Source organism: Enterococcus sp. BWT-B8 (genome assembly GCF_020567625.1).
Classification (GTDB): domain Bacteria; phylum Bacillota; class Bacilli; order Lactobacillales; family Enterococcaceae; genus Enterococcus_L.
In genome coordinates this window covers 43580-66212 of the sequence record NZ_JAJDJV010000006.1, presented here as the reverse complement: position 1 = coordinate 66212, position 22633 = coordinate 43580, and the positions used below count along the sequence as shown (strand labels likewise).

Here is a 22633-nt window from a genome sequence, read left to right as displayed (position 1 = left end):
ATATATGAGGCAAGTATGGGACAAAATTTTATTGATACCTATTATAGGTAAGATTATAAGGTTGATTTTTAAGCTAATTAGGTTGATTTTTAACTTTAGAGCTTTTAGGTTAGCTTTTGGAGTAATTCTTTTTTGTTTCAATGCATTATTTTTTAGTGCTCTTATTTACGGTATCGACAAAAAAATGTTTGCAACAAAATTTATCCTGGTTTTTGGAATTCTTATGTTTTTGTCAGCAATTCTTTTAGCTATTTCTATAATTATAATAATAGTAGATATTTCTGCAGAGAATTCTATTACCAAATTAACCAACATGTATTCAGGGTTATTTAAATGGGTCAGCAATAACGATGTGGGGAGTGCGACCTTGGTAGTAAAATCACTATCTCAAAATGAGAAAGTGAAAGAGTATTTTAAAGAGACTGGGGGTATAATTATAGAAGAGAGCAGATCAGATAGCAAAAAGTTTAAAGTACCTAGTGTTGAAAAATATTTTCTTGGTTCTGTGATTGAAATTGTAGATTTGCTTGACGAAGCGACTAAAGAGTACTTAGTTTCGATTGACAGATTTATAAAATTTGAAAACTCAAGTAAAATATACAAAGAAAAAATAATTGAGAGTATTTTAAGTGTTACTTTTATCGCTTCTATTTTAGCTGCTTTAAAAAATGGAATTGATTATTATGTTAATGAAGAGACAAAAAATGTGGGGATAATAATTATTATTTTTGTTCTTTCTACAGCTGTTATAGTAGGTTTGATTGTTCTAAACATGTATTTAAAGCAAAAGACTGAAAACAATGCAAAAAATTTCCTTAGATTTATTATTAAAGAAATCAAAAGTAAAAATGAGCAAGAAAACTAATTTTAATTAACTAGCCCATTGCCTACTTGGGGCTCTAAATATTAAGTGAGACAACTAAAATCGTATGTGGGAATAAATTGAATAAGCAATATTTTAGCGCTGTGTCTGGGAAATTTCGTGGATGGAGTGCTTTTTGTGCTGTTATTTATTTGTGCATGGGAAAAGGAGAGCCAGACTTATGAAAACTTTTGTTTTAAGTAAATGTAAAGATTATTTGTAATTAAACCTGCAACTATTCCTAGGTTCTGTTCAATTCCGGAACGGCAGTCAAGTATATATGAAGTTAACCAATAACTTTTTATTTTTTCATTGTTGCTTATTTGAGTAACGTTTCTTTTTATTTGATCATCTTGTCTGAGATGGTCTTTTTATTTACATATTTTTCGAAAAAGGTAAAGTGTGTTAGCATTGTATGTACTTGGTTGTAAAAAATAAAAAGAAGGACCAGCGTGATGCCGGACCTTCCTTTTTTTATACGCCTAGTTTTTCTTTCAATGCTTCAGTAAGAGTTGCGGAGAAATTTATTCCAGCTTCGTTGCCTAATTCATTCAAATATTTTGGAATAGAAAGAGTTTTTTTCACTACAACGTTTTTAGATTGAGCTTTGAAACGAGTCAAATCAATATCCACTAAGGTTTCCATATCGTTTTCTTTTAAGTCATATTTAGTAGCATTTGATTCAGGGAATGGTTTCCCTTCTTTTTCAAATTCGATTAACATATTTCCGATATAGTCCCGTGCCATAGAAATAGCATCGGCCACATCTTTGCCTTGTGTGAACCCTTCAAAATCTGGAATAGATACAAAATAATCATAACCGGATTTATCTTTTTCATAGTTTAATATAACTGGATATACAAATTTATTTGTCATAATATATTTTCCTTTCTTTTGTTTATTATTGTATAATTTACAATGAAGCAGAGGGGCTTATTTGAGTCCGTACTTCCTGATTAATGCTTTTGCCAGTCTTTCATTTGTTTCACGATGTCGAACAATTTCTTCTGTTTTTTTACCGTTGGTGTAGATGTCATGATTGCTTCCGTGTCTCAAGAACCACCAACCGTTATTCTTGAATAGCTTTACTAGGTCCCTAGTTTTCATTCCAAGCCTCCTTTGTACATATTATTATACGTGATAAACACGTGTCGTTCAATGGGTTTTATGAATCATCTTGAACTTATTTTGATCATTTATAGGGCAAAACTTTTCTGCTAGTCCCTACCAGCGGGATTCTTAAAATGAAATTTAATAGCTAGAATCCCTTATTTCATGGTCTTTTAAGCTAGTGACCCCTGTCATATTAAGCTCGGACTGATGAGCGGCATGATGTAATAGGCTGAAATAGAAAATACAATGCAGCATGAGTGGAAGATTACGGACTGGGACCTGGAAGGGTGGCTTGTCCGTAGTCTTTTTTAAAATCATAAATTGAAATACAGAAACAGCTGGGAAACTTTTCTTTCCCAGCTGTTTCTGTATTTATCCAAGGCTAAAAGGTAATTGTTCTTCTGTATATTTTTTTGGATTAGGCACGATACCCAAATGATAATCGATAGAACCGCCCTTTTCTAAATCACTGTGTACAAAGAACAGTGAAGGGTGGCTAACATTATTTCGTTTCACTTCATGAACAAACTGCTGCTGAATCTGATTAGGAGTACTTGTAATAGTAAGTGTATTGCCGCTTGAGAGTTGGATTTCAGCTTTGTCAAATAAAGGGATACCGATGACATATTCTCCACTGCCGGCAGTAACAGGATAGAAGCCTAGAGAACTGAAGATGAACCAGCAAGACATGCTGCCATTATCCTCATCTCCTGGATACCCCTGAGCAGTGCTGCTGAAGCATTGGCTCATTAGTTGTTTGATCATAGGCTGTGCCATTTCAGGCTTGCCCAGGTAATTGAATAAATAAGGAAGGTGGAAGCTTGGCTGATTTGATAGTGCTACCTGTCCGAACTCTATTGCCGCCATCTCACTCATTTCATGAATTTCGAAGCCGTAGCCTCCTGTTTTATACAAAGGCTTTTGATTACAAAGCGCAATCAGCTTCTTCTCAAAGTGTTCTTTACCGCCATATTTATCGATTAAACCCGCAAAATCATGATAAACAGCAAAGCTATTTTGCCAGGCACTCCCTTCAGCGTAGTCTGTTCCCCAACAATGAGAGTCAAAAGCTTCACGAAATTGACCGTCTACATCTTTTGCACGCATAAATCCAGTTTCACTATCAAATAAATGAGTATAATTTTTTGCCTGTTTTCTATAATCTGCAGCATCTGGATCTTCAAGTAGGGAGGCCACTTGATGTATACAAAAATCACTGTAGCAATAATCCAGTGTGTGATTGACAGATTCGTGATACGTGCTTGGAACATAGCCATAGGATAAATAGTCGTTTGTCCCGCGACGACCATAGTTTTCGTGATTACTTTGATCTGTCGCTGCTTTTTTCATTGCCTGCAAAAAGGCAGGCATCAAATCCGGACGAATTCCTTTAACCGCTGCATCAGCAATGACTGCATCAATCAGTGTGCCCGGCATCATTCCGCGCTCATCAGGAGAAAGCCATTTAGGCAGAAAACCTGTTTCTTTATAGCTGTTTAAAAAGCCTTCCAGCATTTCACCGTACTTGTCTGAAGCAATTAAGGAATATAAAGGATACACGGTTCGAAACGTATCCCAAAATCCATTATTTGTATAAAAGACACCTTCTCGAATGGTTTGATTAAATGTGTCATAGTGGACAGGCAGTTCTTTTTCATTTAATTCATAAAAGGTTTGGGGGAATAGAAATGTTCGATACAGCGCGTGATAAAAAGCAGATACCTGTTTCTGGTCATGATGAGTAATTTCTATCCTATTTAAGTAATCTTCCCATGCGGATTGGGCCCGGGAAAGGAAATCTACTTTTGACAAGTCTTCTTCTCGTGATAAATTCAGTTGAGCCTGCTCCGCAGAAATAAAAGAGGCGGCGAGTTGGATTGTTTGCTCAGCGGCATCACCAAATCTAAGAATAACGAAGCCGTCTTTACCCTCAGTCGGACCTTCAATTATCGTCAGGTCATCTTCAAAGCGGAGGATAAAGTAAAAAGTGAAATTCTTATCTTCACATCCGGAAAAATTAATGATTTCTCCGGAAACAGTCGTTTTATCTATTTTTTTTATTTTATAACGGCCAGGCAGAGAAAGAGCTAGTCCGCCATGCTCTTGGATGCCGGATAAAGAGAGCAATGCGCCATACATGCTGGGAATCAGCTGAGAATGAATCTGATAACGGCTGCTTGTGATTTCCAAACAAGCAGGATTGAATGTGCTGTCTTCCGGACGATAAGAGCTTTGAGCATGGAATAGATTATTTTCACTAAGCTCACCACTTATGGGGAGCAGAATCAGATGGCTGAAATCGCCCATCCAGGGACTGGGCTGATGGGTAATACGGAATCCTTGAAAAATACGGTCATCTGGATGAAACCACCAGCTCCCTTTTTGGTCAGTTGTCTGTGGTGCGAAAAAATTCATACCAAAAGGAACGCCTGTATAGGGTAGGCAATTACCGTGAGAAAAGCTGTATTGATTGTCTGTTCCATGCCTTGTATCGATTGTTGAAATTTTCATGCTGTACTAAGCTCCTTATTCGTTAATAGTGGATTGCCGTAAAATAAGCTTTACTGGAACCTTCTCATCAGGAGTTGTTTGATTCTGTATAAGAGCAACAATTTTAGAACCGGCCAGCTGACCCAATTCAGCGAAATCCTGTGCCACAGTTGTTAGCGGCGGTTCAACTAGAGAAGCTGCCTGAATATCATCAAAGCCAATAACAGAAAAATCTGCCGGAATTTGATAGTCCGCCTGCTTAAGCTGCCTCATGAGTTCAATAGCGATTAAATCATTTTCACAGACAGCTGCAGTCAGCTGATTGGAACGAATGTACTCTACCGCAGTTGAGATCGCCGCTTCAGTGTCATTTAACTTTGTTCGAAAAGTCAGATCCTTTTTGTTTAATGCATCAACATAACCTAAATAGCGTTGTCGGACAGTTTGAGGATGATGTATTTCTCCAAAAATATAGCCAATTCTTTGATGACCACTTTCGATTAAATGACCAGCAGCCAATTGCCCACCTTGAAAATTATCTGACAGTACCGCTGGGAATGAAAAGTCGTATAGTTTCTTGTCTAATGTGACAACTGGAAACTCTAGTACAGACAGCTCAAAAAGGAGGTCGAGCTGTGTTTCAGTATTGACTGCGTAGTAAATCAGTCCGTCAAATTCCTTAATAATCATTTGCGTAGTGTGTTGTTCCAAATAATCAGAAGGCGTCATCAGTAATTCGAAGCCATGCTTTTGGATAACTGGATAAATGCCTTCATTGAAATTACCTAAAGACAGATCGTTGGCAAAAGGCAAAATAAAAAGAATTTTTCCTGTTTGTTCTGTTTTACTTTTCCGATTTTTTACAAAGCTGCCTCGTCCTTGCTCCCGATAAATGTATCCTTCGTTTTCAAGCTCTGTTAACGCTCGTTTTGATGTAATACGGCTTACCTGATATTTTTCAGAAAGTTCCATTTCGGTAGGAACCTTACTTTCCGGAGCCAGGCTTCCGGTTTCAATCAATTTTCGGAGATCTCCATAAATAAGTTTGTATAAGGGTTGTTTCATAATCGATTACACCTCTTGATTTGATATATCATATTTTGATGATAACATATCACTGGATAATTGAAAACCTTTTTAATTAAAAAAAAGATAGACATACATAGAAAATACAGCTATACTGAGTACATTCAAATGGTATATCAATAAACGAGGAGTGAATAGTAAATGGTATATAAAAGCATACCAAGTTCGGTGGAGAAATTCATGAAGGAGATTACAGAAAAATGCGGAGAAGAGCATAAGGATTGGGCAGCAAATTTTAATGCTGCATTTGCCAATACACTTTTAACTACCGTAAAGAGACATGAAGATGGTACGACCTTTTTATTAACAGGAGATATTCCGGCGATGTGGCTGCGTGATTCTACTGCACAAGTAAGACCTTATCTAGTGATTGCGAAAGAAGATGAAGAGTTAGCAGATATGATTAGCGGTTTAGTAAAAAAACAGTTTCAATGTATCAATATTGATCCTTATGCAAATGCTTTTAATGAAAGTGCAGATGGTGCCGGCCATCAAACTGACCATACGGAGATGAATGACTGGGTATGGGAGCGTAAATATGAAATTGATTCACTTTGCTATCCGGTTCAGCTGGCATACCTGCTTTTTAAAAATACCGGACGTACAGATCAATTTAATCAAGAATTTGTCGAAGGAATTAAAAAAATCCTGCATGTATTTCGTACCGAACAAAATCATGCAAATTCCCCTTATCGCTTTACACGTGACACGTCAAGAACTGAAGATACGCTGATCAATAACGGCAGAGGTGCAGAGATTTTTCCAACAGGTATGACCTGGTCCGGTTTCAGACCAAGTGATGATGCTTGCAAGTACGGCTATCTGGTACCTTCCAATATGTTTGCAGTGGTTATTTTGGGGTATCTGGAAGAACTATTCAGCTCGGTACTGAAGGATAAAAAAGTTGTTGAACAGGCAAAAATATTGAAAGAGGAGATTCAGCGGGGAATTACTATTTACGGAATCACAAGGAATCAGGCAGGAGAAAAGGTTTTTGCCTATGAGGCGGATGGAAAAGGAAATGCGACAGTTATGGATGACAGTAATGTTCCTAATCTGATTGCTGCTCCTTATTTGGGGTATCTTTCTGAGGAAGATGAGGTTTACCAGGCGACTCGTCGAACATTGTTAAGTAAAGAAAATCCTTATTACTATGAAGGAGCTTTTGCCAAAGGAATTGGCAGCTCTCATACACCGGAAAATTATGTCTGGCCTATTGCGCTGGCAATGGAAGGTATGACTGTTTCGGATAAAAAGGAAAAGGAGCGTATCCTTAATTTGTTGACAGCAACCGATGCCGGAACGCACCTCATGCATGAAGGCTTTGATGTGAATGATCCGAATCAGTATACAAGAGAATGGTTTTCTTGGGCAAATATGATGTTTTGTGAGTTAGTGATGGATTATTTTGATATCCGAGTTGAAAAATAATGGATAACCTTTGGAAGGAAAGATGGGAATGAAGAAAAAAGTATATATTGTATCACACAGTCACTGGGACCGGGAATGGTATCTGCCATACGAGCAGCACCACATGCGTTTAATTGAGCTGATGGATGATTTGCTGGAGCTGTTTGAAACAGATCCTGAGTTTAAAAGTTTTCATTTGGATGGTCAAACAATTATTTTGGATGATTATCTGCAGGTACGTCCGGAAAAAAGGGCAGCCGTTCAGCGGGCAATTGCTGAAGGAAAACTACAGATTGGTCCTTTTTATATTCTTCAGGATGACTTTTTAATTAGTTCTGAATCGAATACCAGAAATATGCTGATTGGCATGGAAGAAAGTAAAAAGTGGGGTACACCAGTTGCTTTGGGCTATTTTCCAGACACTTTTGGAAATATGGGACAGACGCCGCAGATGATGCTTCAGGCTGGGCTGAAAAGTGCGGCTTTTGGTCGAGGCGTAAAGCCAATCGGGTTTGATAATGAGGTTTTGTCAGATGATCATTTTACATCTCAGTACTCTGAAATGTTTTGGGAAGGACCGGATGGAAGCAGAATCTTTGGTTTATTATTTGCCAACTGGTATTCAAACGGTAATGAAATACCAGTGAATGAAGAAGAAGCAAAAATTTTTTGGGAGCAAAAGCTGGCAGAAGTTGAAAGATTCGGCTCAACCAGACATTATCTTATGATGAATGGAGTTGATCATCAGCCTGTTCAAAAGGATATTACAAAAGCAATTCACACAGCGAACAGACTTTTTCCGGATTATGAATTTATTCATGCTGGTTTTACAGAATATTTGAAAGAAGTACAAAAAGAGTTGCCAGAAGACTTGGGAACTGTCACTGGGGAATTGACAAGTCAGGAGACAGATGGCTGGTTTACGTTGGCGAATACAGCTTCTTCCAGAGTTTATCTCAAGCAATGGAATACACAAGTATCAAGACAACTCGAAAATATTAGTGAGCCTTTAGCTGCTATGGCATATGAGCTGACCGGGAAATACGATCATGATACTTTGGATTATGCATGGAAGACACTAATGCAGAATCATCCTCATGATAGTATCTGCGGCTGTTCTCTTGATGAGGTGCACCGTGAAATGATGATGAGATTTCAAAAAGCGAATGAGGTTGGAAAGTATCTCGCAGAGGAAGCAGCAGCCAGTTTGGTAGAAGCAATGGATACCTCTGGATTTCCGGAAAACAGCAGACCCTTTGTTATTTTCAATACATCTGGTCAGAAAAGAGCAGGGATTGCGGTGGTGGAAATTGAGCTGGAGCGAAAAACATTTAAAGAAGGTTTGCCGGTACAGTTATACAGCATGTTAAAAAATCAGCCTTCCAGAGACTACTATGTGATAAATCAATTTGGCGACACAGTGAATGCCTCCATTACCACTGAAGAAGTTCTATTTGATTATGAACTTCCAAAAGATGCGTTTCGTATCCCTTTTATGAAACGTTTTGTGACAGTGAGTGTCGAGACCTCTGAGATGGCAGAATTTTCATGGGAAACATTGGCACTTGTAGAAGGAAAAAAAGAAAATGAAAAAGTAAAACTGGTTCATGCAAATGGCAGGATATTGGAAAACGAACAGGTAAAGGTTGAAGTTGCTGCAGACGGCAGTATAGCAATCACTGATAGAGGAACAGGAAAAACAGTGGAAAACCTGCTGGTCTTTGAAGATGTGGGAGATATTGCCAATGAGTATATTTTTAAGCAGCCTGAAGGAGATCAGGCAATTCTTTCAACAAATTTTACTCATAACATTAAAATAATGGAAAATTCTGATATCTGCGGAAAAATTTGTCTGACTCAAACATTGAGAATTCCCAAATCAGCAGATGAATTATTGGAAGAGGAACAGAAAGCTGTTGTTGATTTTCGATACCGAAAGGCACAACGTTCAAAGGAGATGGTGCCATTTACTATTGAGACGCTGATTACAATTGATCGTGTAAATAAGCATGTAGGATTCGAAACAACGATTGACAATCAAGCGAAAGATCATCGTCTGCGTGTTCTTTTTCCGACAGGTATAAAAGCTGAAACACATGAAGCTGACAGTATTTATGAAGCAGTTGTACGACCCAACAAGGTATCCAGCCATTGGGAAAACCCTGCGAACCCTCAGCATCAGCATGCATTTGTAAACCTTCACGATTCATATTTTGGTGTAACCGTATCCAATATCGGTTTGAATGAATATGAAATTATTGAAGATACTATTGCGCTGACACTGCTTCGATGTACAGGAGAGCTGGGCGACTGGGGCTGGTTTCCAACTCCGGAAGCACAGTGTATAGGGCAGCATACATTTACTTATGCAATTGAATTTCATGGAAGACCTGATCAGCGTTACCAGACCTATCGACATGCTCACAGTCTGCAGATTCCTTTCAGTACAAAACAGCTTCCCAGACAAATAGGAAGCTTGCCTGGCTGCAATCAATATCTGATAGTTGAAGGAGATACGTTTGCAGTAACAGCTTTAAAACGCAGTAAAGAAAAGAATCGGCTAGTTCTTCGAGGGTATAATCTATCTGATAAACATGCTGATTTGACAATCAAAAAAGATAAAGAACAGCTTTTTCTGTTGAATCTGCTGGAAGAAGACCAGAAACAGAAATATTCTAATCAATTGAAGCCCTGTGAAATTCGTACGATTGGCTTTGGGGAGGCTGACTAATGTATTATGGAGCAATTGAAGCCGGAGGAACTAAAATGGTTTGTGCCGTTGGAGATGAAGCATTGACGATTATTGACCGCTTGGAGATTCCTACGACCCTTCCGGAAGAAACGTTGGAACGGATTTATGCCTTTTTTGATCAGTATTCATTGTGCTCTATGGGAGTAGGCTCATTTGGTCCAATCGGTATTAATCCGGATAAAGATAATTATGGTTATATTCTGGCAACTCCAAAAAAAGGTTGGACAGCCTTTGATCTTTTAGGGAATTTAAAGAGTCGCTATTCCATTCCTTTTGCCTGGACAACAGATGTGAATGCTGCTGCTTACGGGGAAATGAAAAGAGGAGCAGCCAAAGGTAAAAAGAGCTGTATCTATCTGACTGTAGGAACAGGTATTGGAGCCGGTGTTGTGATTGACGAAACGATCTTTCAAGGGCTTGGACATCCGGAAATGGGGCATATCAGAATCCGGCGTGCTGACTCAGACCGTTATGAAGGCACTTGTCCGTACCATCGGGATTGTTTGGAGGGATTGGCGGCAGGCCCTTCTCTTGAAACCAGAACAGGGATGAAAGGCGAAAATCTGCCGGAAGCACATCCGGCATGGGAACTTCAGGCCTACTATATTGCACAGGCATTGATGAATTACACGTTAACACTGGCGCCAGAGAAAATCATTTTAGGCGGAGGCGTCATGAATCAAGGGCATTTGCTTCACAAGATACGTAGACAGTTCATTGAACAGATGGCAGGATATATGGATACTCCTGAAGTAAATGAATATATTGTTCGCTGGCAGCTTGCTAACGAGAGTGGGATTATCGGCTGTCTGCTTCTGGCAAAGGAAGCAGTTTAGAAAATAGGCAGGCAGCAGAAATATATATAAAGCTTTTTTACTTGTATTTTTAGAAGATGGCTGGGAGTGTGACATTAGTAAGTCTTATTCCCTAAAACTGAATAAACGATGGTCCAGACTTTGTATGCCTCTGTATTTAGTTGAGGTTGTGACAAAAGCGATCAGCTCCGAGAATTAAGAAGGAGTATCCGAAAATTGTTAAGGAACACTATTCATAGAATGAATAGCTGTGAATGAATACACTTTGGCTTAATTCCGAAGGAGCTCCTTTTGTCCCGCCGTTTATTGGGGGATACGAGGAGAGTTCAGAGCTTTATTTCTGTCCTATTCTCAGTTGTTTTACATTCAGTTGTCTCTTTGTATATGGAATAAATTCTAACAATTTATCCCATCAGAGCTTCACGTACTCTCTTACTAGATGACTTATACTACTAAATAGTTCGGCAGATAAGTTTGAACAACATCTTTAATTTGTTTCGAAAGACCTATAGTTTGTTTCTTAAGTTCTTTTGTTGAAAGCGTTATCCTTATTAATGAAAGGAGCGAAAGAAATGAATAAAAGAAAAAAGAGCATCTGGCAGCAAATCTGGCAATTTAAAGCACTTATTTTAATGGCTTTGCCGGGTTTCATCTGGTTTATATTCTTTTTCTACATACCAGTGCTCGCAAATATTGTAGCATTTAAAGATTTCCATATTTCGCCGGATGGTTTTCTTGCAAGTTTGAGAAATAGTCCGTGGGTTGGATTTGAAAATTTCAAATTCTTATTTGCATCCAGTGATGCCTGGCTGATTACAAGGAATACACTGCTTTACAATATTGTGTTTTTGGCATTCAATCTGTTTTTTGCGATTGCATTTGCGATTATTATGAGTGAACTCCGAAATAAGAAAGCAGTGAAAGTCTATCATACTATGTCTTTATTGCCGTACTTTCTCTCTTGGGTTGTCATTTCATACTTTGTCTATGCATTTTTGAGTCCTGATAAAGGAATTTTAAATCAATGGATTACAAATGCAGGTGGAGAAGGAATTAACTGGTATGCTGATCCAAAGTGGTGGCCGCTGATTTTCGTCGTACTGAATGTCTGGAAAAGTCTTGGCTATAACAGTATTATTTACTACGCTTCTGTCATGGGAATTGATCCGACCTATTATGAAGCAGCAATGGTGGACGGTGCCAGCAAATGGCAGCAAATTAAAAATGTGACGATTCCTCAACTAATTCCAATGATGTCTGTTCTGCTGATTATGAATATTGGAGGAATCTTTCGAGCAGATTTTGGTCTGTTCTTTCAAGTACCGAAAAACTCCGGTGCTTTGTATCAGGTGACTGCTGTTTTGGATACGTACATCTTTAACGGACTGACTGCTACAGGGGACCTTGGGATGACTGCTGCTGCTGGTTTATATCAATCTGTGGTAGGTGCCTGTCTGTTGCTGGCAGCGAATTTTGTTGTTCGAAAACTTGAACCGGATTCAGCCTTATTTTAAGGGGGACTTTAATATGAAGAAGAAAAAAGTACAACAAGTTGAAGTTCGTTCCTTTAATTCAACGGTCAACTTGATTTTCAGCATAGTCATTGCGCTTTTTGCAATTTCCTGTATTCTGCCGTTTTTCTTTGTTATTGTTATTTCGTTGACAAGTGAAACTTCATTGGCAGAAAATGGATACCGCTTCTGGCCAGGAGAATTTTCTACAGCAGCCTATACTTACCTGTTCAGTGGGCAGATGAGCAGTAAGATCTTTCAGGCTTTCGGTGTAACCGTTTTCGTAACAGTTTTTGGAACATTCGTTAATGCAACAATGACTTCGTTGTATGCCTATGCCATTTCAAGGTCAAATTTTCCATTTCGACGTTTTTTCACATTGGTTGCATTAATTACGATGTTGTTTTCACCGGGAATGGTAGCGAATTATTTGGTTATGACAAATCTTCTGCAATTGAAGGATACGATATGGGCACTGATTCTGCCGCTGGCTTTAGGTCCTTTTAATATTCTTGTAATGAGGACCTTCTTTAAAAAAACAGTACCAGACAGTATTATTGAATCGGCAAGGATTGATGGCGCAAGTGAAATAAAAATTTTTGTTTCTATTGTTTTGCCGCTAGCTGTACCTGGTATTGCAACGATTAGTTTGTTTGCTGCCTTGGGCTATTGGAATGACTGGTTTAATGCTTTGCTGTATGTTCAAAAGGATTCTCTGATTCCTTTACAGGCGTTGTTAATGCGCATTCAAAATAATCTTGATTATCTGGCAAAAAGCACAGGAATGGCTGCTCAGGTTCAGGGAGGGCTGGCAGCTCTGCCAAGTGAATCGGCCAGGATGGCCATTGTTGTTGTTTCAACATTACCGATTGCAGTTACCTATCCGTTCTTTCAGCGATATTTTGTCGGCGGCTTAACAATCGGCGGTGTGAAGGAATAAAAATATATAGGAGGAATAGAAATGAATAAGTGGAAAAAAGCAGCTGTAATTGCAGGAGCAACAGCTTTAACAGTAGGGCTGGCAGCTTGTGGTTCAAATGATAACGCTTCAGGAGAAGCAGATGGTGTGACAACTTTGCTGATGTATCAGGTGGGGGATAAACCCGATAACTATGATCAGCTGATGGAGATTGCAAATAAGCGTATCGAGGAGAAAATTAGTGCGAAGATTGATTTGCAATATATCAGCTGGGGAGATTGGAATCAGAAAATGAGTACAATTATCGCTTCAGGTGAAAATTATGATCTTTCTTTTGCCTCTGATTATGTAGCTAACGCTCAAAAAGGTGCGTATACTGATTTAACAGAATTGGCGCCTGAATATGCAAAAGAAGCTTATGAACAATTGGATGAAGCCTATATTAAAGGAAATTCAATAGATGGAAAATTGTATGCTTTTCCAGTTAACGGGAACATCTATGCACAGCAAATGCTGACATTTAACAAACAATATTTGGATAAATACGACATTGATATCAGCTCCGTTCATTCGTATGCAGATGCTGAGGAAGTATTGAAAATCTTCCATAAAAATGAACCGGGAATTCCTGCCTTTGCAATTGGTCAAACATTTGAACTATCTGGAAACTTCGATTATATTATTGGAAAAGAATATCCATTTGCAGTAAAACTTGATGGCGATACAACGAAAATTGTTAATCAGTACGCAGATAAGGAACAGATGGAAAACTTTAAATTGATGCATCAATGGTACACAGATGGGTTGATCCCTGCAGATGCGGCGACTAATACAACCGGCTTTCCTTTGGAAGGAAATACATGGTTTATGCGTGAGGAAACACAAGGACCGATGGATTACGGTGATACAATATTAACGAATGCAGCAGGACAGGAGTTGGTTTCACGACCAATTACAATTCCGCTAAAATCAACAGCACAGGCTCAAATGGCGAATTTTGTCATTTCCAATGTCTCTAAAAATAAAGAAAAAGCAATGGAATTTCTTGGGCTGTTAAATAGCGATCCAGAACTTTTAAATGGACTGGTTTACGGAGTTGAGGGAGAAGCTTGGGAGAAAATTGAAGGAGAAGACAACAAAATCAAACTGCTGGACGGCTATCAGCCCAATAACCATATGGCAGCCTGGAACACTGGAAATAACCTGATTCTTTATACACAGGATACTATTACAGATGAAATGATCAAAGAGCGCGATGAAAATATAGCTGCTTCAGAATCTTCACCAATTCTGGGCTTCAATTTCAAGACAGATGCTGTGAAAACAGAAATTACAAATATTGCCAATGTAATGAATCGCTACAAATCCAGCTTGGCGACTGGTACAATTGATCCGGAAGTGAATATACCAAAGCTTTTAGAGGACTTGAAAACAGCTGGCTGGGACAAAGTTTGTGAAGAAATGCAGCAGCAATTTGATGAATTTCGTAAAACAAATAAATAGCTCCATCTATTTTTTTAAATGAATATCGAACGCAGGATAAATCTATGAGGTATGAGTGATTTATCCTGTGTTCACTTACATAAACAGGAGCAATGTTCCTTGCTTCAGTATCGTTATAATAACAAAGGGAAACGAGGAAAGGGCGGAATTACATGGTCAGTTCAGGACTGGAAAAAGGCTTTTCAATGATTTGGGCTATTGTGAAACTTAATTTTATTTTTATTACATTTACACTTCTTGGCGGGCTTTTTTTAGGTATTGGTCCTGCTTTTCAAACAATCAGTGATTTGGTTCAGATAAATGAACTGGGCTATAGGGAGACAACCTGGAAACTTGCATTTGAGCGCTGGAAAGTGAATTTTATCAAAGGTAATCTATATTTTTACTTGTTTTTCAGTATACAGATAGTTATTTTTTATAACCTTTATCTCTCCAGCAGCCTGCAAGGACTGATTTGGATGATAATTGACTTTATTTTGCTGTTTGCAGTTCTTTTGCTGACTGTAGGTTATCTATATGTATTAATGAATGAGTCAACCTATGAGCTGAGTTTTATCAATCTTTTCAAGCTGTCTTTTATCAGTATTTTTTTAAATTTCACTGTCTTTTTAAAAATTATTGTCGGGCTTACAGGGATTATTCTGTTTACATTGAGTATGAAAGGACTTATATTATTTGGGAGTTTTAGTCTTATTATTCTATGGCTGTCATTTGCCAGTAAAAAAAATCGTGAATGGATTGATGGAAAGTTAACTTATGAAAACTAAAATTGCTGCTTTTTTTAAAAAGGATTTCCTGATTAATCAGTTGATGCAGCTCTATAGTATTTTGCTGATTCTTGTTTCTATCTTTATTATGCTGACACTCAGCTTGTATACTGGAATTGAACAATTCCACAGCAGCTGGCAGTCAGTTGAGAATACGGGACTGCAGCTGGATAGCTATACGCAGGAAAAAAGTCGGTTGATGACAGAAGTACTTGGTGAATTTACGAATTCAGATCGGCAGTTTGAATCAGTGAGAAACTATTTGAATTTAACCCCAGCTGAATATTTTGACTATACAAATGAAATCTATCGGACAACAGGAGAAAATATTTATATTCCCAATACCCTTTCCAGAATATTTAATACTTATGGGGAAATCAGCGAGCTTGCCATTCGGCTTGAAGAAAGTGAATATTATCTAAAAGCTGACAGGGAACGGCCTCAGGGAACAGAATTTCAGGGGAATCAAATAATTATGGATGAAAGTCTGTATCTGATTCGATCCATTTATAATCCCGGCAATCTGACTCAGGTTGTTGGTCAGCTGTTTATTGCATTCGATGATTCGATGGTTCTGGGCAGTCAGAGTGAGGAGAATCGACAGAGAGGAATCAGCAGCTTCATCTATTCAAGCAGCGGGCAGCGTCTATACGAGAATAATACACAAATGAATGAACAGCAGCTGACTGCACTCGACGAGCAGATGCAGCAGGGCAGGAGAGTACCGCTGAATTTTTTGAAAAAGAATTACTATGTGAAGGCAGTCAGCAGCAGGGAGGACCGGACGATTTTAATACTTTTAAGCAAACAAAGAATATGGAAGGAGATTTTCGCTTTTGCTGGAATGATTTTCTTTTTTGGTATTCTGATTATTGCCTTATTGCTTTTAGTGTTAAACCGCACATTTAAACGTTATTCCTCTCAAGTACGAAATATTGTGGAAGCTACGAAAAAAGTCAGTCAGGGGAATTTTAAAGAACAAATTGACACAACAGAAGTCCAACAGGAACTTAAAGAAATTGCGGAAGCAATCAATCAGATGACTGTGAGTATTAATGACTACATTGAAGATATCTACACATTGGAAATTAAACAGCGGGATGCACATATGCGTGCGTTACAGTCTCAAATTAATCCTCATTTTCTGTATAATACGCTGGAATATATTCGGATGTATGCTCTTAGTCGCCAACAAGAGGAGCTGGCTGATGTTGTTTATGCGTTTTCAGCCTTGCTGCGGAACAACACGACACAAGAAAAAACGACAACATTGCAGAATGAATTGGACTTCTGTGAAAAATATGTTTATTTGTATCAGATGCGTTATCCAGATAAAATTGCTTATGTTGTGACGATCGAAGAAAATCTTAAGACTTTGAAAATTCCTAAGTTTGTTATTCAGCCGCTTGTTGAAAATTATTTTGTCCATGGCATCGATTACAGCAGAAATGATAATGCAATCAGTATTAAAGCATTTTCTATGAAGGGGAAAATTTATATACAGATAGCTGATAATGGAAAAGGAATTGACAATGAAGAATTGAGCATGATTTTAGAAAGAATGACAGATCAGGAAGTAGATCTTCAAAATTCTATTGGGTTGAAGAATGTTCATGAGCGATTGAGAGGTTTCTATGGTGAAAAGTATCAGATACAGATTGATTCCGTACCTTGGGAAGGGGTTAAAATAAGTATTGTGTTAGATAGGGAGGTATTGGAAACGTGATGAAGTATAAGCTGATGTTTGTGGATGATGAATATATGATTCTTGAAGGGCTAAAGATGATTCTCAATTGGTCGGAACTTGGATTTGAAGTAGTTAAGACCGCTAAAAGCTCTGATGAAGCATTGAATTATTTAAAAGATCACGAAATTGATCTGCTGATTACAGATATCAACATGCCGGATATGAGCGGCATTGAACTTGTCAAACAAACACAGCTAAAAACAAAGGATTTTTTTACAATTATTTTATCCGGATATGAGGAATTTGATTTTGTTAAAAAAGGGATGCAGCTTGGGGTAAAGAATTATCTGGTGAAACCTGTAAATAAAGAAGAGTTGAAGAAGAGTGTTCTTGAGATTCGTTCAGAATTGGAGAACCGACAACTGCAGAAGGAACAAAAGGAGCTGTACCGGGAAACAGGGTTAATTCTTTGGCTGAATGATGAATTAAATGAGGGGGAATTTCAAGGATTGCTTAGGCAGTTCCCAAGTACTGTTGAACCGCCTTATACAATACTCTTGTTTAATGGTCCGGCAGATGTACTCAAAGCAGTGGCTGACTACTTTATGGATATTGGGCAGCCAATGACCATTTATGGCAGATTTAACGAGGATCAGCTAATTGTAATCTACAATGGAAGTCGTCAAAAGCTGCTGTTGAGTGTTCGAATGATTGAACAGCAATTTACTGGAGCAAATTGGCAGATGATTATCAGTGAAACAATCGAAGCTTGGGAAAACCTGTATAAAAGCTTTGAAAAAATTAAACAGATTCAATCTCTGCAGGCATTTTATCCTGACCTTCTTCCACATAAAAAAGTTTTAAAAGCGGATACATTAAATAAAGAAGCAGAGCTGCCTTTTCTTTCATTTAATGAAGCATTGACGATTGGAGATCGTAAAACGATACACCAGGAGCTGGATAAGATTTTTGAGCAGCTGTTGTCGGCTCAAGCAGATCCGGAGCAGGTAAAGTACATTTCTTTTCTGCTGTTTACAGATATTTATCGACAATCGCCGGCTCTCTCATCCGATGACTACGAACAGGTAATTGCTGAAATTAGAGCAGGTAATACGATAATGGATCTGCGCCAGCTTTTTGATACGATTTTAATTAAAACAAGAGATCAAAAAAGTCGTAAACGCTACTCAGAAACAGTTCAACACGCGATTGAGATCATTAATGAGTTGTATACAAAGGAGCTCTCATTGAAATCTGCTGCAGAGACCCTCCATCTAAGTGTAGTTTATTTAGGTCAGCTGTTTAAAAAGGAAACGGAGCTGAGCTTTAACCAGTATTTGAATTTGGTTCGTATTAAAAGAGCTCAACACTTGTTGCTCCACACGCAGCAGACGATTAATGAAATTTCTGAATCCATCGGCTACAATAATACGAATTATTTTTCAAAATTGTTCAAAAAACTGAATGGACTTACACCCAAAGAATTTCGGGATAAGTACAGAGAAGAGTATGATTCTTTATAAGTTTATTTTGATTAATAAAAAGGATACGCTAAAATCAAACAGTAATTGAAAGTAAATTGGAAAGAAAAAGCAGGGGTTATCTGAACGACAGAGTTAATCCCAGTCAAAAAAGATGATGCAAAGAGCTCTCGTAATTGACTTATTTATGAGATGCTGCCTGAGGTTGTGACAAACACTCATGAGGGCTATCGCCTACACCAAACAGAATGAAAATAAAAAACGATCGATCTACATGCTATTTCCTGTCATATTAAAGAGGACAGAAGAGCTTGTAGGTCGATCGCTTATTGAGGTTCTTCTCCAAGTTAACCTTGAGGGACAAAACTAGATCGTGCTACTTATTTGCTCCTGCGATTACTCGTCGCATAAAAAGCTTGCTCCTGCGATTACTCGTCGCATAAAAAGCTTGCTCCTGCGATTACTCGTCGCATAAAAAGCTTGCTCCTGCGATTACTCGTCGCATAAAAAGCTTGCTCCTGCGGTTACTCATCGCACAAAAAGATATGCACCAATCATTAAGTCACAGAACCTGCGTATAAGAATAAATCGCTTCTATTTTAAGTAGAATAGCTCCTTTTGTACATTTTTTCATGGGAAACCCAATCGAATACAGGTATTTTTCTTTCAGATAAGAAGGAATACCGGACACAAAAAGTGGTCGTAGCGACCGTATATTTGATGGTACGAATTATTTATCGGATGTTTTCCGATGCATCCCGTTACCAAGAACTTGGAGAAAGATAGTTACAAGAGAAAAAGACTATTCTAACTCTAGATATTTAATTAGTAGAGAAATTCTGCGTATTTTATTTTAATTTAGATTATTTCCTGAAAATAGTCATTTTTCAGTGGCAACCTGAGGTCTCTTCCAGTATACTTTCATTATTGTTAAATGGAGGAAGTGACTAAGTGAAAAATGAATTAAAACGGGAAATTTCTTTTTTTGGGGCGTTATCAACGGTTATGGGTACGGTAATCGGAGCAGGAGTCTTTTTTAAAGCTGCTGCAGTGGTAGAGAAAACACAGGCAACTGGTTTGACGTTAGTTGTCTGGCTGTTGGCTGGATTTTTAACTATTTGTGGTGGGTTGACAGTGGCAGAGCTTGCTACAGCAATCCCTGAAACTGGCGGACCTATTCGCTATATTGAAAGGATTTATGGTAAGCTTCCTTCTTTTTTATTAGGATGGGCACAGAGTATCATTTATTTTCCTGCCAATATTGCTGCGTTGAGTATTATTTTTGCTACGCAGCTGGTTAACCTGTTTCATCTGTCAGCAGGCAATTTGCTGCCGTTGGCTTTTTGTACGGCAGTCAGCGTTACAGGAATTAATTTATTGGGGACAAAAACTGCAGCAGGAGTGCAGTCGCTTACTCTTTCAGTTAAATTGATCCCTATTGCCTTAATTATTATTGTCGGTCTTTTTACGCCTGGGAAAGTTGATGTTTCGCTCTTCACAATGTCTTCTGGGCAGGGAAATTCTTGGGCGGTGGGAGTTAGTGGTGCACTTTTAGCCACTCTTTTTGCTTATGACGGCTGGCTGGGTGTCGGAAATATTGCAGGAGAAATGAAACATCCGGAAAAAGATTTACCCAAAGCAATTATTTTAGGTTTAAGCTTCGTAACAATTGTCTATGTTTTAATCAATTTGGTCTTTTTAAAAACACTGCCGATCTCTTCAATTGCAGGGAATTTGAACAGTGCTTCGGAAACTGCAATGGTTATCTTTGGAGAATTTGGCGGCAAGCTTGTGACTATTGGTATTTTAATTTCAGTTTATGGTGCTTTAAATGGCTATACAATGACAGGCTTGCGTGTCCCTTATGCAATGGCACTGGAAAATCAGCTGCCATTTAGTACAGCATTTGGGAAACTGTCAAAACGAACAAATGCTCCTTTTATCGCTGCCTATGTTCAATTGGGAATCGCCTGTGTTATGATTACTTTAGGAAATTTTGATTTACTGACTGATATGCTGGTATTTGTCATGTGGTTTTTCAGTCTTCTGTTATTCTGGGGGGTACTTCGTTTACGAAAAACAGAGCCTGAACTGAAACGTCCCTATAAAGTTCCTTTGTACCCGATTGTACCGTTGATTGCCATGGTTGGAGGCGGCTTTATCTTGGTTATGACAGCCGTTACTACTCCTATGCTGGCACTTGTTGGGATAGGAATGACCTGTGTGGGCATTCCGGTGTTTTATTATCAGCAAAAGAAAGGCTGAGTGAAATGGAAATTGTAATTTTAGATGGTTATACGCTGAACCCGGGAGACTTGAGCTGGCAGGGCCTGGAGAAGTTGGGAGATGTAAGGAGGTACGATCGAACCTCTTACACCGACCATACTGAGATCATTGAACGAATTGGTTCTGCCCAGGCAGTCTTAACAAACAAGACGCCGATTACGAAAGAGATATTGGCTGCTTGCCCTAGCGTTCAATATATCGGTGCACTGGCAACCGGCTATAATGTGATCGATGTTGAAGCAGCCCGTCAGAAAGGGATTCCAGTGACGAATATCCCTGATTACAGTACAGATGCAGTAGCGCAGTTTACATTTGCTTTGTTGTTGGAGATTTTCAGTCAGGTTGGACTTCATAATGTATCGGTACATTCCGGCGAATGGCAGAGAAGTGAAGATTTTTGCTATTGGAAGCTGCCTTTGACTGAGCTTTCAGGGAAAACCATTGGATTGGTCGGTTACGGGAAAATCGCTCAAAGAGTAGCGGAAATTGCCCATGCATTTAAGATGACAGTTATTTATTATAATTATCGACCGAAGCAGTCGCAGGATAGTTGGGCTGAACAGGTTTCGTTAGATGAGCTTTATGACAAAGCAGATATTGTGAGTCTTCATTTGCCGCTGTTTCCTGAAACAGAAAAAATGATCAATCACGAAGCTGTTCAAAAAATGAAAGAGGGCGCAGTTTTACTTAATACCTCACGGGGCGGTCTCTTGGATGAACAGGCAGTTGCCTTGGCGTTGAATACTGGAAAGCTTGCAGCATTAGGGGCTGATGTAGTATCCGTTGAGCCAATCGAGGAGGATAATCCTTTATTGAAAGCACCTAATTGTTATTTGACTCCCCATATTGCCTGGGCTCCGGTAGAAACAAGGCAGCGTCTGATGGAGATTGCTGTTGATAATTTATGTCAATTTTTAGACGGACAATCAAAAAATGTAGTGAATCTTTAGCTGTCGATAATTATTTGAGGGAATCTGTCCGGAAATCATTTCTAAAAAATAAGCATGTCTACTTTTTAAACCGTTACGGATTTGAAAAGCAGACATGCTTTTTTTAAGGGATTGTAGAAAAAATCATTCGAATATAAGGCAGAAGGATATATTGCTGAATACCAATCAGCACCAGCAAATGAGCCGGATAAAACCAGTAAAACAGATATTTCCATTGTCGCCCTCTTTGTCCGTTATAAAAATAAATAAAGATAAATGAAAATAATCCGCTGATACTGTTTTGAAGAATGACCAAGCCGCCGGCAAGACATTTTACTAATGGATATTCTCTCAGATAGTACAGCACAGAAATCAGTAAAACACCAATCCAACCGCCATAATCGGTTTGAAGAAACTCAGCTGTAAAAATACCGGCAAAAACAATGCCAAGGGAAAGGATGATGTTCAGTGGTGTACGTTCCTTGACTTTCTCCAGTCCCATAAGAACGACCAGACCAATCAGCAGAGTAAAGAATACATTTTGTTTTTCCAGTGTAAAAAATGAATTTCTGAATGCCAGATCGTAGGGCACCTCTGATATAAGCGCGAAAATCAGTAAACGGCTAAAATATTTTTTTACATTGGAGGTATGCACAAAGCCTTCCACCAGCAAAAAACAAAAAAACGGAAAGGATAATCTTCCTAAAATAAGAAAAATATCAAAGATCTTAATTAGAGCTGTGTAAAAGGTTTCCATAGCAGGCGGCAGCTGCTCAATAATTGACTGAGGTAAGTAAAGCAGTTTAGCTGAATGATCCATAAACATAGTGATAATGGCAATCCATTTCAGTGTACTGCCGGAAAAATAACCTTTTTTATTCATAAAATAACTCCTTGTTTATTATACGTATTTCAAAATATAGTCTAAAAAATGCTCTGAAAAATTAACAATAGTGCGGGTTCCGCTTGTTGTTACGTTTCCCGCTCGTGCCAAAGCTGTTGTCTAAGGTGATGAAGCGAAC

The 22633-nt window shown here is 38.5% G+C and carries 17 protein-coding genes; 12 read left to right on the top strand and 5 right to left on the bottom strand.

Features of this window, described 5'->3' with window-relative positions; genetic code table 11:
• The first annotated feature begins 4 nt into the window (after positions 1–4).
• Entirely contained in the window at positions 5–865 is an 861-nt protein-coding gene (locus LI951_RS07460; protein ID WP_229441757.1) for a hypothetical protein, read from the top strand.
• Positions 866–1336: 471 nt separating this feature from the next.
• Here LI951_RS07460 and LI951_RS07455 read toward each other — a convergent pair whose 3' ends face one another.
• The 4 genes from LI951_RS07455 to LI951_RS07440 all read right to left on the bottom strand — a co-directional run bounded on the left by LI951_RS07455 (position 1337) and on the right by LI951_RS07440 (position 5530).
• Positions 1337–1738, bottom strand: coding sequence for a type II toxin-antitoxin system HicB family antitoxin (locus LI951_RS07455; RefSeq protein ID WP_202064778.1), 402 nt, complete (start codon positions 1736–1738; stop codon positions 1337–1339).
• A 57-nt stretch (positions 1739–1795) separates the two neighbouring features.
• Positions 1796–1969 (bottom strand): type II toxin-antitoxin system HicA family toxin, encoded by a 174-nt coding sequence (locus tag LI951_RS07450; protein ID WP_202064777.1) that lies wholly within the window; start codon positions 1967–1969, stop codon positions 1796–1798.
• Between the two features lie 378 nt (positions 1970–2347).
• On the bottom strand, positions 2348–4486 hold the full coding sequence (locus LI951_RS07445; RefSeq protein WP_229441756.1) for a GH92 family glycosyl hydrolase: 2139 nt from the start codon (positions 4484–4486) through the stop codon (positions 2348–2350).
• A 15-nt stretch (positions 4487–4501) separates the two neighbouring features.
• Entirely contained in the window at positions 4502–5530 is a 1029-nt protein-coding gene (locus tag LI951_RS07440; RefSeq protein WP_229441755.1) for a LacI family DNA-binding transcriptional regulator, read from the bottom strand.
• Positions 5531–5692: 162 nt separating this feature from the next.
• Here LI951_RS07440 and LI951_RS07435 point away from each other — a divergent pair, with 162 nt between their 5' ends.
• The 11 genes from LI951_RS07435 (at position 5693) to LI951_RS07385 (ending at position 21632) form a co-directional block, all read left to right on the top strand.
• Positions 5693–6982, top strand: a complete 1290-nt coding sequence (locus LI951_RS07435) for a glycoside hydrolase family 125 protein (protein WP_229441754.1) — start codon at positions 5693–5695, stop codon at positions 6980–6982.
• A gap of 28 nt (positions 6983–7010) precedes the next feature.
• Entirely contained in the window at positions 7011–9692 is a 2682-nt protein-coding gene (locus LI951_RS07430; protein ID WP_229441753.1) for an alpha-mannosidase, read from the top strand.
• Positions 9692–10549: an ROK family protein gene (locus tag LI951_RS07425; RefSeq protein WP_229441752.1), complete on the top strand. Its 858-nt coding sequence runs from the start codon at positions 9692–9694 to the stop codon at positions 10547–10549. Before LI951_RS07430 ends, LI951_RS07425 begins: the two co-directional genes overlap by 1 nt.
• Positions 10550–11082: 533 nt before the next feature.
• A complete protein-coding gene (locus LI951_RS07420; RefSeq protein WP_229441751.1) occupies positions 11083–12042 on the top strand; it encodes an ABC transporter permease in 960 nt (319 codons plus the stop codon).
• A 13-nt stretch (positions 12043–12055) separates the two neighbouring features.
• Complete coding sequence (locus LI951_RS07415; RefSeq protein WP_202064753.1) at positions 12056–12979, top strand: carbohydrate ABC transporter permease; 924 nt, start codon at positions 12056–12058, stop codon at positions 12977–12979.
• A gap of 21 nt (positions 12980–13000) precedes the next feature.
• Positions 13001–14461: an ABC transporter substrate-binding protein gene (locus LI951_RS07410; protein WP_229441750.1), complete on the top strand. Its 1461-nt coding sequence runs from the start codon at positions 13001–13003 to the stop codon at positions 14459–14461.
• 152 nt (positions 14462–14613) lie between these two features.
• Positions 14614–15228, top strand: coding sequence for a YesL family protein (locus LI951_RS07405; RefSeq protein ID WP_229441749.1), 615 nt, complete (start codon positions 14614–14616; stop codon positions 15226–15228).
• The gene (locus LI951_RS07400; protein WP_229441748.1) at positions 15218–16954 is read left to right on the top strand and encodes a sensor histidine kinase; all 1737 of its coding nucleotides are present in this window, start codon (positions 15218–15220) and stop codon (positions 16952–16954) included. The genes LI951_RS07405 and LI951_RS07400 overlap by 11 nt, the downstream gene beginning before the upstream one ends.
• Positions 16954–18438 carry a response regulator transcription factor gene (locus LI951_RS07395; protein WP_229441807.1) on the top strand — a complete coding sequence of 495 codons (1485 nt, stop codon included), beginning with the start codon at positions 16954–16956 and terminating at the stop codon, positions 18436–18438. Before LI951_RS07400 ends, LI951_RS07395 begins: the two co-directional genes overlap by 1 nt.
• 909 nt (positions 18439–19347) lie before the next feature.
• Complete coding sequence (locus tag LI951_RS07390) at positions 19348–20661, top strand: APC family permease (protein WP_229441747.1); 1314 nt, start codon at positions 19348–19350, stop codon at positions 20659–20661.
• A 5-nt stretch (positions 20662–20666) separates the two neighbouring features.
• Entirely contained in the window at positions 20667–21632 is a 966-nt protein-coding gene (locus tag LI951_RS07385) for a D-2-hydroxyacid dehydrogenase (RefSeq protein WP_229441746.1), read from the top strand.
• Between the two features lie 103 nt (positions 21633–21735).
• Here LI951_RS07385 and LI951_RS07380 read toward each other — a convergent pair whose 3' ends face one another.
• Positions 21736–22494, bottom strand: a complete 759-nt coding sequence (locus LI951_RS07380; RefSeq protein WP_229441745.1) for a TraX family protein — start codon at positions 22492–22494, stop codon at positions 21736–21738.
• Between the last annotated feature and the right edge of the window lie 139 nt (positions 22495–22633).

Bases quoted from the DNA above. Each gene is read 5' to 3' on its own strand.
- LI951_RS07460 (WP_229441757.1), top strand. From the start codon at position 5: ATGAGGCAAGTATGGGACAAAATTTTATTGATACCTATTATAGGTAAG.
- LI951_RS07455 (WP_202064778.1), bottom strand. From the start codon at position 1,738: ATGACAAATAAATTTGTATATCCAGTTATATTAAACTATGAAAAAGAT.
- LI951_RS07450 (WP_202064777.1), bottom strand. From the start codon at position 1,969: ATGAAAACTAGGGACCTAGTAAAGCTATTCAAGAATAACGGTTGGTGG.
- LI951_RS07445 (WP_229441756.1), bottom strand. From the start codon at position 4,486: ATGAAAATTTCAACAATCGATACAAGGCATGGAACAGACAATCAATAC.
- LI951_RS07440 (WP_229441755.1), bottom strand. From the start codon at position 5,530: ATGAAACAACCCTTATACAAACTTATTTATGGAGATCTCCGAAAATTG.
- LI951_RS07435 (WP_229441754.1), top strand. From the start codon at position 5,693: ATGGTATATAAAAGCATACCAAGTTCGGTGGAGAAATTCATGAAGGAG.
- LI951_RS07430 (WP_229441753.1), top strand. From the start codon at position 7,011: ATGAAGAAAAAAGTATATATTGTATCACACAGTCACTGGGACCGGGAA.
- LI951_RS07425 (WP_229441752.1), top strand. From the start codon at position 9,692: ATGTATTATGGAGCAATTGAAGCCGGAGGAACTAAAATGGTTTGTGCC.
- LI951_RS07420 (WP_229441751.1), top strand. From the start codon at position 11,083: ATGAAAGGAGCGAAAGAAATGAATAAAAGAAAAAAGAGCATCTGGCAG.
- LI951_RS07415 (WP_202064753.1), top strand. From the start codon at position 12,056: ATGAAGAAGAAAAAAGTACAACAAGTTGAAGTTCGTTCCTTTAATTCA.
- LI951_RS07410 (WP_229441750.1), top strand. From the start codon at position 13,001: ATGAATAAGTGGAAAAAAGCAGCTGTAATTGCAGGAGCAACAGCTTTA.
- LI951_RS07405 (WP_229441749.1), top strand. From the start codon at position 14,614: ATGGTCAGTTCAGGACTGGAAAAAGGCTTTTCAATGATTTGGGCTATT.
- LI951_RS07400 (WP_229441748.1), top strand. From the start codon at position 15,218: ATGAAAACTAAAATTGCTGCTTTTTTTAAAAAGGATTTCCTGATTAAT.
- LI951_RS07395 (WP_229441807.1), top strand. From the start codon at position 16,954: ATGAAGTATAAGCTGATGTTTGTGGATGATGAATATATGATTCTTGAA.
- LI951_RS07385 (WP_229441746.1), top strand. From the start codon at position 20,667: ATGGAAATTGTAATTTTAGATGGTTATACGCTGAACCCGGGAGACTTG.
- LI951_RS07380 (WP_229441745.1), bottom strand. From the start codon at position 22,494: ATGAATAAAAAAGGTTATTTTTCCGGCAGTACACTGAAATGGATTGCC.